Genomic DNA, 13,307 nt, shown 5'->3' on the forward strand with positions numbered 1-13,307 from the left:
TTATTCCCCTTGTAAACTATGTATAATTGCGTCGCACTTCTCTGCAGTATCATGATCAATATTGCAAACTCGTAGTGCTCGGTAATGTGGTTCGGTCATTTCTCTGGCATTTTCTATATACCGAGAGACGAATTCTCTTCTATTTAGCGCTTTCTGGTAAATATCTTTAGCTTCCTGCTCTGTGATTGTATCTTTTACCCTCTCAACAAAGACATCATCACATAAATCTGTTATTTTAAATGCTGAGTCATATAAATACTCATCATTTTCATTTTTAAAGCTGAGTAATTTCTCAGCTTCTTCAACGCTTTCTATTCCCATCTTCTTTAAGCGAAATTGAGAATCATTAATTGTATTTTCATTCATCGTAATTTCTCCTTTGATTGTAAAAACTCTTATGTTTTTGAGGTTATTCAGACTCATTTATCCACCAGGAGCTCTTTTTTTCCTTTGATTAGAACTACTAACCAGATTATTATCATTTGCTGCAATCCTTTTTTCTTGCTCCACATTCTGATGTTGCTTTTCTAGATAACGGTTTTTGGCTTTTTCAAGTACTGATTTAACATCATGTTTTACTAAAAGTGTTGCTAAAGGATTTTCTTCACCACCAACCGCTGTTATATACAGTTTTTTTATTTCATTAGCTAGTTTTACATTATCAGGACTTGCACCTTGAGAAAAATCAATCTGCCGTAGCAATGTTAACCCTGCATTCTTTTGAACACTATCAATGTTCTTTCCGAATGTAAGATTATCTTTTTTTGGTTGTAATTGAGTATGAGCTACCTTTAAAAGGAGTTCGCTTAGACCCTTAGAATTACCTTTAACACCTAGCGCAACAGTATGAGACCAATTCATCTTAGGAGCAGAGCTACCATCATCATATTTATTTCCCTCTTCTCCAAAACCACTTTTCCGATCGTCTTGTACAACAGGATTAGGTACAAGCAAATCTCTTGTTGTACTAAGTTTTTGTTCAATAGCACCTGCATAGAGAAAATGTTCAAATCGAGACAGCACATGACTTTCAGACTTGCGAATTTTTGTTTCTCTTTCTCTCTTTCCTTTTATTTTTATAATATTTTCTGCTTCAGAATCTGAACCAGTTTCCATAGGGTATCTTTTTCTTGCCTCTTTTTGATTGAATGGTTTTTCATTCTCTTTATTGCTTTCTGTATATGGCCCAAACAATTCAAACATTTTATTCATTTGTTCTATTCCTGCTTCTGCAGCTTTTCTCTTTGGCCTTCCTTCTCCTGTTACCATTCCACCAATATCAACACTGTTAACAGGATTACCCTTCACAAACTGATAAAGATTCAATCCATCCACAGTTCCAGCAGGATCAGGATTAATCCATCTTGCAAGCCAGGTAGCATAGTAACGCATACCATAGTAATAAAGACCTGTGCTATCATCTCTTTCTTTCCCTGAATACCTATATTCTTTTTCTGTAACTTCACGAGCTGTTTTACCAGCAATCAGAGCTGTACCACCAAACGGCAGATATTCCTCATAACTCATGATTTCAGCATTATCATTTAATTCCAAAGCTACTGAATCTAAATGATTACTGAGCTGATAACGACTTTGACTATTTCTAGTTTCATCAGGTGTTCCTTTTGTCCAATAATGATGCAATGCTACTCTACTTTTATCATCTGCAATATGAACAGTGTATTTTTCTTTAATTAAGCCACTCTCTTGATAAGTTCTCGTAACCTCAATATCACCAAAATAAATTTTTTCTACTTTAGTATGATTAGCTTCATTATTCTGATAAGTTTCAGTAACTTTTCGTACCCGTTGTCCACTACTGTCATAAACATAGTATTCACTATCATTTTTACCACTTGGGCGAGTTATGATATCAACGTAAGCTATGTTATCTCGGTAATTCCAATGCAAATTTTGTGAACCATGAAGCTTAAGTAAATTACCCCTTTCATCATAACTCTCATCTATATTGCTTTCATTGACAGATCTTCTATCTATTATTGGCAAACTACGATTGGATTTATTTGAGATGTAAAACTCTTTAGTGGAACTATTTTTTCCGTTATGCCTAATTTTCGTAATGTTACTTCCATAATCAAAGTCATAATACTCAGTATAGTTACTAATCGCATTTTGATTATTTAGATGCGGAATCGGTGTAATAATTTCTTCCTTTTTGCTCAGTGCTGGATGTTCTTTTCCTGTTGCTTGAATTAGCCGATAAAGTGAATCGTAGTGATAATCTGACTTAGTATCTATACTCTTGTTATTTGGAAAAATTGTCTTATAAGACTCATCTTCCATTGTAGTAATATTACCAACAGGGTCATACGTGTAGTTGATACTCTGTAATTTTTTTTGTTCTTTGACGCTTTTAAGTTCAGTTAATCTAAATGTCTTCGGATCATAGCTATAGCTGGTAATAACACCATTGCCATAGCTAATAGATGTACGCTGACCTTTAGGATTGTAGATAATGTCTGAAACATAGGTTTTTATATTTTCTCCTTGCTTCTTAAATTTAATTTGTTTTGCTCTTCCTGCTATATCATAAATTGGACTATGAGTATTATTTTGTGGATCTGTTTTTTCAATGATTTCACCAATTGCATTATATTTTATGCTTGAATTAAATATTTCTGATTCAAGATCTGCATGAGTTGTCACGATACTTTCAACATCTTTCCAGTCTGCTTCTTGTTTATAATTCTTCCTCAGAATGTAGCTACTTTTTAATATCTGACCTTTAAAATCATTTTCTTTAGCTTCAGTTAATCCTGCTTGATCGTAATGAGCAATAAGCGTTCCATAACGATTGATAGCCTTATCTTGAGTATTCTCAGAATAAAAGAATCTTTCAACGACATTGCCATTTAAATTTAGGTCCTTATCAGTAACTTTTACTCTTATTGGCCGTTGCAATTTATCATATTTTATGTAAGTAAGCGATCCTTTGCCATCCCAATTGTACACTGCACTTCCAGCAACATTTGCTAAACTCCAGGTTTCTCCAGCATCAATACTGCTACTCTTTAAAAGCCCAGACATTGAATAGATGTGAATAAAATTCTTTATTTTTTCAGTTTCTTCCTTACCCTGGTTTTGCTCATAAAATCTTGCATCAACACTTTCCAGCTCATTTCCTTGAATATCAAGTTTGACGTAGGATTTTAATTCTACATTGCTTTGTTCGTTGTTGCTTAAAATCTCTATCTGCAAAAACTTTCTTCCTAAACTATCCAAATGCTCTATGGTTGGCGTATTATAATGCTTTTCTGCTTTGCTGAGTGCATCTTTTTCGTCTTTTAAAGCTATTTTTTCTTCTTCAGTTGCGCCATTCCATTTTTCGCTAAATTCTTTATAATACTCTGAATCTTTTACCGTATCGTTAAGATCAAAATTTTTAGTACTCCACGAATCAAATTCTACTTTGCTGAAAAACCCTTTTGCCGTATCAATGCGAACATTCCTCAGCAAAGGATCATAATAAAGAGTGTCAGATACTCCTTGATTACGCACACTCTCTTCGAGGTCATAAAAAGGTGAATTACTATAAAAAGGTTCATACTTTTTCACCTCCGTGCCTTTATTGTTATATACAACTCTTCCTGATGCTATCCACTCTCTGGTTTCAGCATTAGTCAGCATTTTAGTCTCAAGGTTTCTACCAAAACCATCAATGTGAGTTATAATTCTCCTGATTCTTGTCGAACTTCCTTCTGAAACATGAGTTTCTCTCTGCAGATTGATTACATGTACAGGTTGGCCATTTTTTCTCCAGCTATCTAAATCATAATAAAAAAAGCTAGTTGCATTCTGTAAATAATACTCAGGACCATTTGCTCCTGTTGCTGTGCCTAAAACATCTTCAAAATTTGGATTTTTTCTCACTTGATATTCAAGTAGTGGTTTATCACCTTTCTTTTCCCCGTTTTGGGTGCCATAAACTGAAGTAGCAATTACCACTCCCAGTGGATTTAAAATAATCTCTGAAACATTATCATTGTGGTCAGTTAGTTTTACTGGCGTTAAACGTTGATAATCATATTCTACAGTAGTTTCATAATTTGAGCTTTCAGTTGCTTTTACTATCGTCTTTATTGGCAGTAAATTATACTGATCATAAATAACTGCTGTTTCGCTACCGAAAACATCAATTACTTTTTCAGGTAAATAGTATTTATCACTACCATAATAGTATTGTGTCGGACTTGGTGCCCACCAAAAGTCAGAAGTTTTTTTATAGCCAAGGTCTTTTAGCATTTGATCAGACGCGATTTTTTCGGCAAATACTTCTTTTACTTGGCTATCTGAAAATGCTATAGCTTCAGTATGGTGGAGAAGTGCTTGCTGAGTTACTAAGCCAAGTGCTAAGTTTTTAGTTTGTTCTTTATTCCAAAAGTAATTATGACTTTCACTTAAGAGTCTTACTTGTGGACTCGTATAATTTAAGTTCTCTTCAAATTTTATCGTATTTTGCAAGGACTGTGTTACGTGAGTCCTTAAGTCATTAATATTAGTATAACCACTAACTGCAACTCTTAGGCCACCGATCTCAAAAGCTTGTGATTTATAGAGAGCTCCAAGTAAGTAAAATTCTTTAGTATTATTAACGTAAAAATTACGTTCTAAAGTGGCATGTAATTTTTGCTGCTCTGAATAATTATTTGGCTCTATTCTACGAGGGTAAGTAATACTTGCTGATTTAATGACATTACCATACTCATCAACTTCTAAAACAAAGTCGTGCTGAATACGTGGATCACAACAATTTCTTTCATAATGGTAATTGATAGTTTCTTGTAAATTCACAAAGAAAATTCCGTATTTGAATACTTTATGAGAGCTGTTTGTACTAGATTGTAGCAATTTTACACAAGCACTGGACTCTGTTACCGAATATGGATGCTGATAAAGATCAGGATTTTCATCCAAACCATATACTTCTTGTCTTAACATTTGCCCTTGAATAGCTCGGTATGCTTGTCTTTTATCCTCTATTGAGATGATATTTTCATCAAACACTTGCGGTGTTATTTTTAACGCTTCTCTATCTCCTTGGTAAAATTCCTTTCTATAACTTTCAACTAAATCTTCTGCCTTTTTATAAGCTCCAGTATGGTACCAAGTCTTGGTATAAATAGGAGCAACATAATGCTCTCTTTCAGTTTGGTCAGAACTGGAAAAATCTTCTGTATCCCAGGTTTCAACAAAACCAAATCCGCGAAATTCTTTTTCAGTGTAATCATAAAATCCATGATGATAGCGATATTTATTGGTAAGTTTACTTCCTACTATGTTGTCTATCGTTTCTATTCTTTCAATTACTTGTACTGGAAATGGCAGACTTGTTGCCCATGGGCGATTTTCTTTTCTATCCTCTAAATAAAACTTAGTAGAAGCTGCATAATGAAGACGGGTAATGTTACCCATATTATTATCTATTTGCTTCAGTAAGTGCGGTTTTACTCCATTGTAAAAATCATAGTATAAATGTTGTAACTTTAAGTTTTGATCAAGATAACTAATAAGCAAACAATTGGTACCATTCCCTAGAATGTCAGCAAACTCAATTCGACCAATATGATTGTAATCTACCGGTAATTTCAAAGTTACTGGTTTACTGAAAGAATTACCGCTGTTGTTATAGTAGATATCTAAGCTATTGTGATTTGCATAAACTAAATCTGTAGTACCAGAACCATCAATATCAGCAAAGTAAAGTCTTTTCGCATTGAATCCATCCCTAAAATATGGAGCGTTCTTAAATGTAACTTTCTCGCCAAATTTACCATAACCAAGATTTGGCCAACATTCTACTTTACCATTTTCTATTTTAACTAGATGGCTCTTACCATCACCAAACATATCAGCGAAGCGTACTAAAGTACTCTCTGAACTGGCACGTTGATTTGGCAAGTCTTTTGGCGCTTTACTGTAAATAGCTTTTTTGTATCCTTTTTTACCAGCAGATGGATATACTCTAACGCTTTCTCCTTCAAATACTACGATATCAGTTCTTCCATCTTCTGTGACGTCTATCATCTCTTGAATTTCGCTGCTCAAGTTGATTACTTGCGATTCAAGAGGCTTAAATTCACTCCATTTACTATTACCATCAAAATCATGGTAACCCTGAAAACCACTTTCATTCACATAAAGCTGTAACTCACCGTTACCTTCTAAGCTCGTCAGTGAATAAGTAGTTTTACGAAGCAGCGATGGAAAACGCTCCAGTAGTTTAGCTTGAGCAAACTCTCCATCACCATTTGGTCTGAAATAAAGGATTGTGTTGCCATCGTTATATAATATTCCTTCAATACCTTCTTGATATAGATCTACCGATTGAAATCTTCGGTCATTTAGGTACCCAGCAAACCCTTGAATTTTTACCGGTTTAAAAGAGTTTCTATTATTTGAATTGTGAAGGTCTAAAAAATTTCCTTTTTCTTTTATGACAAGAGTTTTTTCACTGTCTTTGATTCTCCAATTTGAGTTTTCTTCAGAAATTTCTGCATTTTGTTCTGAAAAGACAAAATCTTGTTCTTTTAAAATCTGCAAAAGCTGTTTAGATGGTTTCTTGAGTGTTACCGATGAAACTGTTGAAATGTAGGTAGAATCATCGCTGGTATGAGAAAAAACTAGAATTGGCGTAGTCTTAGTAAATCTTTTTTCTCCTCTTTCATAATAGCCAACTTGTTTTACCGCTCTTAAATACGTAATTGTTGGTTTTTCGTCGTAATCAAAGTACGTTCCATTTATTAATGTTGGCTCTCTACCCAGCTCATCAAATCGATGGTAAATCCTTATCGCTCGACACAAGAGTTCAGTTCTAACTGCAAACCCTGTAATGTGTGAGGTAAATGGATCCGGGCGGATGATAGCTTTTCTCTCTTCGTTGTACTTTTTATCTATCGGGCTGGTAAAATCGTTTTTACCATAATCAAACAGAACTTCAAAATGGTTGTACTTTAATTCTTTATTATGTCCATAAGTAATGCGATCAATTACTCTGCCGCTACCTTGTTCTACTTTGCTGGAGCGGTAATAGTAGGATATTTTATTTCCATATACATCTCTTGATTCTTCAAGTAACCATTCTGCTATGCGGCTATTACTCTTTGGATCATAGATTTGTGCTTGTTTATCTTTGCCATAAATGGAAATATTCCCATCTTTGCTGGTAACTTGCCAATGAACCGTATTGTCGTTTTTACTTATCAAGCGTTCTATTTTAGCAAATAATCCTTCAACACGCGGCTTATAATAAGTAATGTCATATTCGCTATTACTTGTTTGATTAATCGCAACCAAGTCATCTGCTCCTGTAAGTACGAAAATATCTTCATCATCATAAGTTGGAATTTTTTTTGATGTTTTTCTGATAATACTTGCTATTGAAACATTAAACCCTACACCAAATACTCCATTACCACCACCAGAGCTATAATCAACACTTAAAGAAGGCGAAAAATTACGGCACGTTGGAAGTGGAATTGGTATTGAGAAGGACCCAGTACCAGTGAACGAATTAGCTTCAAAAGCTTCGCTTATTCCTTTTATCGCTCCACCACCTTTTGGTAGTTCAAGCTTTTTGGCCTCAATAGTAGACTTTTGTGAAGTATCTTTGTTATGTTCCATTTGATTTGATTGCGTGAAAACGCGCTTTTATGTTATATATATACAAGATTGGTAAAAAAAACGTCCAAATTATTTTTATCAAAAAAGTCTTGCCTTAAACTTATATTATTTTGATAGCACAAAAATCATCAATTACTCTTTGATGACTTTCTATTATTGCCTTTGCTTCTTGCTGCAAACATTTAATATTTTTAGATGTTATATCATCCATCTCAGCTGATGCTACTTGCAATTGTGATTGTATTCGTATATATCTACTACCTATTACTTGCTCTAGTTGATAATCAACGCAATCCAATCCAGAGGCAAACATCACATTCAGTAGTGGCTTGACCCACCCTATTTTTCCAAATCTCCTTGAGTTAGCATACTTTATACTTCTATCTGTTCCACCAGTGCCTATTGATAGCAGTATAATCTCATCATTTCGAAATAACCTCTTAGCACTTGCATATGCACAAGCCGCTGGATTATTGGCAAACACTCCGCCATCTATCAATACTCTCTCTGTTTGGCTAATTTTCAGACGTTTTGGTGTGAAGTACGTTGGAGCAGCTGTTGTAGCTCTGAGTGCATCTTTCAACTTAATGTTTTTTTCTTTCCAACTTTTGAAGAAAAATTCACAACTATTGTGAATGTCATAACTGGTGAGCAGTAGATTACTCGCAACATCGGCCATAGTACTTTCACCAAAGTATTTGTTGAGAATAAATTCCATATTTCTATACGAGTACTGAGAACCACTCAGCCAAGAAGCAATTGATTTTCTCCAAAATGATGATTGAAAGATATAAGCTCCATACTCTTGGTAAAGTCCAACTAAATCATTGGCAGAGTATTGAGGTTTATTGCTTTTACAAAGTCCAGCAACAATAATCCCACCGGTTGAGGTTCCTGCCATTAAGTCAAAAATTTGAGAAATTGGCTTTTTTGTTCTAGATTCAATTTCTGCTAGAATAATGGCAGGAATTATTCCTCTAATTCCTCCTCCATCTACAGATAAAATGTACTTTGTCATTTGTTATAGTTATTTTTGTCTCTGCTCAAGTTCATTAACTTCCTCAGCAAGGTTTTTGACCCTTTCTTCAAGGCGATAGATGATTTCTGTAGTCCTTTGATTTTGCTCTATAAATTTATCATGCATATGCACTCTTAAATCGAGTTTGGCCAGCCACCAGATAAATGCTATTGTTTGTATCACCATAGTAGCAATTACTGCTACAGGGATCTTTCCTGTACTTTGGTTTTTCATCTTAAAGTTCTCTTGCACAAATAGCTGCCTATTGATATATACAAGATTCATCAAAATTACGTCCAAAAAATCTTTTCTAAAATAAAGTTAATTGGTTGCACTGAACAAGCGATGCAAATAATATAAGAGACATGAAATCTAGCCTTCTTGGAAAGTTATTAATAAACTCGATAATACCAATAATATGTGCTATCTTTTTGTTTCAGCACTTTAAACCTTCAAAAAACATACCAATAAAAAGTAAAACAACTAGTGAGGATAGAATAGCATTACGCATTGCAGCTGAAAGTTGCAATTTGGATAACGTAAAATCCTTAGTAAAAAACACAGTAAATATCAATGATACCTATTATTTTGGTGCAACATCATTACACTATGCCACAAGCGGAGATTGTTTAGAAGTTGTAAAATTTCTAATTGAAGAGGGCATTGATGTAAATACTACTGACGCTTTTAGCTGGACAGCTTTGCACTATGCTGCACAAAAAGGACATCTGGGAATTGCTAAATTTCTACTGCAAAATGGAGCAAATCCTCTTGCTAAAAACAAAGATAAAAAAACTCCTTTAGATCTTGCTGTAGAGGAATTAAACAATAATAAAGAAGATATTTATGAGGAAATTATCAATTTACTTTCTCACTATCAATTATTCCCATAGCAGCTGTGATGATAGTACGATAACCCAGGTTATCAATCACATGCTCAGCCTTATTTATTATCCATTCACCATAAACTCCCTTGTGAAACCCCAAAAGGTTGATCTTTGCTTCGGCAAATAATTCAGGACTCCCTGGCATTGTGATATTTAGTGTTGCTGCACCACTCATCAGCTGATTTAATTTTGCAGATGCTGCACTTTGCGCCAAATCACTATTTGCATAAATATCTCGTAGAATATAGCTTGGTTCCTGATTACCCATTTTTTCCGTCATCGTCTCTGCTTTCTCATAATCATACCAATAGGCAATAACCGAGCCATATTGATTACGCTCATTAAATCTTACTTGCCAACTTGTAATATCTCTAGGTGTTAAAGTAATAGTGCTTAAAGTTTTTCCGGTAACTGATTTTGCTTTCCCTTTTGAAACAAAAAGTAAATATCCTCCAGCAGGTTTTGCTATTGCTCCATAAATTTGAGCAAGCCTGGTCAAAAAATGCATATCGCTCTCTGCAGCCTGATCAATATGTGATATCATGATATTTGCAAACTCTGCAGCAACTTTAGCTTTATAGCCATGGTTACCTGCAATTTTTTCCACCAAATCATTTAAAGTAATTTGATGCCACTCATTAAATACTTGTTCCTTTAAAGACTGTTTCAAATCTGCTGCATGACTTTTAATCTTTAGTGCTTGTGGTGGACCTTGTATCGTAATTTCATTTACTATGTAATCTCCCATCGGCATAATGCCAGTTTCCTTATATCCAAGCAAAATATTCAGCTTTGCTCCAGTTCTAGGAATCTCAAATAATGAATCACGGTCATCAAGATGAATTACAGCAGTATCACTTATTACTCCAGCTTCATCAGTAATATGCATTGATACTAACCGACTTTTTATCAACTCAGTGATGGAAATGCCTTCTACTGAAATACTAAAGTCTGGTGTCATTTTAATCCCATAGTTTTACTACTTGCTTTTGTATCGTTCTTTGAATGACAGGCAATTTAATAATTAAGCCTGCAGGAAGAAGTTCATACTCTGCAAGTCCAGGATTAGCTCTTAACACAACCTCAACTGCTTCTGAGCTGAATCCATAGTGCTTCCAACAGATCAAATCTAACATATCATTTTCTTTAGTTTTGTAGTACATCATCATCAAGTTGTATATTGTCAACGGGATTATTTAGTGATCCATCTAACAACACGTTATCGTAGTGCTTCAAACTTAAGTGAAACTCAATCTTTCTTGGTTCACCATTTGGAAAAAAATATTTCTGCGTTTCTTCTATTTTCACGATAACAAAATGGCCTAAAATGTTACCTTGGCCATCAATGAGTAAGAAAGGGTTTGATGAATTTCGCATATTATTTATTTGCTTCAGCCCTCCTGAATAGATTACCCCTGCAAGCTCAACAATATCCTCTCCAGGACCAATACTTTGAAGCAACGGCTTTTCTCCAATACGCTCAAGTGCAGGCCAGCGATATTCATTCCTGCGTGTGAAACCTCGCTCAGTTAATGAAAATCTATATGGACCAAGAAATAACATAATTCAATTTGTATCATAAAGTGCGCCACTAAATTGCTCTCTAATTCGCTCCATTACTTCATCAGCAATACTACGTGCATCTTGTCCAGGGCTTGGATGAATATTGATACTGAAGTGATTACTTTGCGTTCTGTTCTCTACAGTCTTACTGTGCGCTGCAATGGGGTGCTTAAGAGAATTGCTTACAACGTTATTTACAGACTTAACTTCTAGTTCAGCCTCATTTTTTTTGCTCCACAGATTATTGATTGTTTTAAAAGGCTGAGTAATATTATTCCAAAATTTTCCTACCCAATCAGAAAAAGATTTCCATACAATTTTTACTGATTCCCAGATAGTAACAAAAAAGTTCTTCACCACTTGCCATTTGGTAATTATCAAAGTTGCAGCAACAGCAAGACCACCAATAATCAGCCCCATAGGGTTGCTCATTACGGCAATTGTCAATGCTTTAAATCCAGCAATTATTGCTGGAAAAACTGCAGAAAGACCTATTTTTACCAAAGTAATAACAGATCCAAACACTTTCCAAGTAGATAAAAGAGCCAATAAGGAACCTTTTACAAAAGTCCAAGCATATCCAAGAGATATGGCTGCTATTTTAATGCTAATCAACGTAGTAATCATGCTCATGATCACTGTAGTCAGTACTGGATACTCCTTGGCATAAAGTGCTACTTGTGTAGTTGCTGACTTCAGAAGATTAACAGTAAAATTTAAAGGTGGTAATAATACAGAACCAAGATTCATTCCCACTTCTGCCATTGAGTTTTTAAGTAACTGAAGGTTATTTGCTGTAGTATTTGCTCTGTTTTCAAACTCCCTTTGCATTGAGCCCTTATATTCCTCGTTTATTAATCGTAAAGATTTTTTGTACTCATCAAGACTACCAATGAGTAGTGCTATATCATCTTGATATTCAAGGCCAAAGAGATCAAAGAGAACACTAGAACGCTCTTGCTTACCTAATTTTGCAACTGTTTCTAAAAACTTAACTAATGTGCCTTGTGCATTCTTGCCAATTGCTTTTTCAAATTCCTTAGCATTTATTTTTAGCTGCTGAAAAGCTTTTTGAAAATTGCCACCTTGCTTACTTGCTGTTTGCAACTTACTGAGCATTGCATTAATTGCTGTACCTGCTTTTTCAGGAGTTTTACCTAGGCTAATGAAGCTACTTGCTAAAGCTCCTGCTTCTACTGCAGTTAAACCAAATTGCCTTGCTGTACCACCGATTCTGTTTAGCGCAGGAATAATGTCTTTAGCTTTTGCTGCAGTGTTATCAGAAATATGATTTATTGCATCACCAATATTTGCCATTTCACCAATTTCAATTTGATAAATATTAGAAAGTTTAGCAATAGCATCTCCTGCCTCTTCTGCTGACATATCAAATGCAGTTGCCATCTTGGCCACAGTGTCTGTAAAAGTCGTAAGATCTTTAGCTTTAATACCAAGTTGACCACCACTTGCAGTAATTTGCGCAAGTTCTGCTGCAGATAGCGGAATTATACGCGACATTTCCTTTAATGTTTCCCCAAGTTTTGTTAAGCCATTTACATCTGTATCTTCAAACTTTACAACTTTTTTTACATCAGCCATGGCACTCTCAAAACTAATTGCAGCCTTAAGTGGTGCAGCAAGTGTGAGGCCAAGTGCTACAGCATCCATCATTTGAGCTCTAAAATTTGCTCTTTGCGCTAAAACTCCTTTACGTTTTTGCATTACGGAATTTAAAGCCGTATAGTTATTTTTAAGCTTTTCAATAGAAGAGCCAAGTTTAGCTTGGTCTCCAATAAGAGATTTTATATCTCTACCACTTTTACTGAACTCCGTGCGTAAATGGTGGAGAGCACTTCTTTTTTGTAAATAAGCTGTTTTAGCTTTCAGTGCTGCAGCTTTAGATTTTGTAAATTCATTTTGCAGGCTCTTACTTGGTGCTTCTGCATTTTTTATCTGTTTAGCCAGAGATTTTGTTTTTATTTCTAGCTCATTCCAAGAACGCCTAGCAAGCAGAGCATCGTGGCTGAGCTCTTTAAACTTGGATATTGATTTACTTGATGATTCAAGTTGTTTTATCGTACTACCAATACGAGAAAGCTGCTTCGTACTACCTGCTATCGTACTATTAAAACTGCTTTGCAGTGTTGCTCCAATTACTATAGAAATTGCCTTCATTTGTATAATTTTCCGCTACTTTC

The 13,307-nt window shown here is 34.9% G+C and carries 9 protein-coding genes; 1 reads left to right on the forward strand and 8 read right to left on the reverse strand.

The window, feature by feature from the left end; genetic code table 11:
- The 4 genes from ACE38O_RS00505 to ACE38O_RS00520 form a co-directional block, all read right to left on the reverse strand.
- Entirely contained in the window at positions 1–423 is a 423-nt protein-coding gene (locus tag ACE38O_RS00505) for a hypothetical protein (protein ID WP_374698697.1), read from the reverse strand.
- Positions 424–7,641, reverse strand: coding sequence for a SpvB/TcaC N-terminal domain-containing protein (locus ACE38O_RS00510; RefSeq protein WP_374698698.1), 7,218 nt, complete (start codon positions 7,639–7,641; stop codon positions 424–426). It abuts the gene before it with no gap.
- Positions 7,642–7,741: 100 nt separating this feature from the next.
- Entirely contained in the window at positions 7,742–8,659 is a 918-nt protein-coding gene (locus ACE38O_RS00515) for a patatin-like phospholipase family protein (RefSeq protein ID WP_374698699.1), read from the reverse strand.
- Positions 8,660–8,668: 9 nt separating this feature from the next.
- Positions 8,669–8,893 (reverse strand): hypothetical protein, encoded by a 225-nt coding sequence (locus ACE38O_RS00520; protein WP_065094365.1) that lies wholly within the window; start codon positions 8,891–8,893, stop codon positions 8,669–8,671.
- A gap of 131 nt (positions 8,894–9,024) precedes the next feature.
- On the opposite strand from ACE38O_RS00520, the gene ACE38O_RS00525 reads away from it, so the two are divergent.
- Complete coding sequence (locus ACE38O_RS00525; protein WP_374698700.1) at positions 9,025–9,552, forward strand: ankyrin repeat domain-containing protein; 528 nt, start codon at positions 9,025–9,027, stop codon at positions 9,550–9,552.
- Here ACE38O_RS00525 and ACE38O_RS00530 read toward each other — a convergent pair.
- The 4 genes from ACE38O_RS00530 to ACE38O_RS00545 are packed head-to-tail and all read right to left on the reverse strand — an operon-like array spanning position 9,518 to position 13,284.
- On the reverse strand, positions 9,518–10,507 hold the full coding sequence (locus ACE38O_RS00530) for a phage late control D family protein (RefSeq protein ID WP_341824330.1): 990 nt from the start codon (positions 10,505–10,507) through the stop codon (positions 9,518–9,520). The two genes, ACE38O_RS00525 and ACE38O_RS00530, sit on opposite strands and share 35 nt — an antisense overlap.
- Position 10,508: 1 nt before the next feature.
- On the reverse strand, positions 10,509–10,715 hold the full coding sequence (locus tag ACE38O_RS00535) for a tail protein X (protein ID WP_264685331.1): 207 nt from the start codon (positions 10,713–10,715) through the stop codon (positions 10,509–10,511).
- Complete coding sequence (locus ACE38O_RS00540) at positions 10,693–11,109, reverse strand: phage tail protein (protein WP_374698701.1); 417 nt, start codon at positions 11,107–11,109, stop codon at positions 10,693–10,695. Before ACE38O_RS00540 ends, ACE38O_RS00535 begins: the two co-directional genes overlap by 23 nt.
- 3 nt (positions 11,110–11,112) lie before the next feature.
- The gene (locus ACE38O_RS00545; RefSeq protein ID WP_374698702.1) at positions 11,113–13,284 is read right to left on the reverse strand and encodes a phage tail tape measure protein; all 2,172 of its coding nucleotides are present in this window, start codon (positions 13,282–13,284) and stop codon (positions 11,113–11,115) included.
- Between the last annotated feature and the right edge of the window lie 23 nt (positions 13,285–13,307).

Origin of the sequence: Wolbachia endosymbiont (group B) of Limnophora tigrina (genome assembly GCF_964263235.1) — a bacterium.
Lineage (GTDB): Bacteria > Pseudomonadota > Alphaproteobacteria > Rickettsiales > Anaplasmataceae > Wolbachia.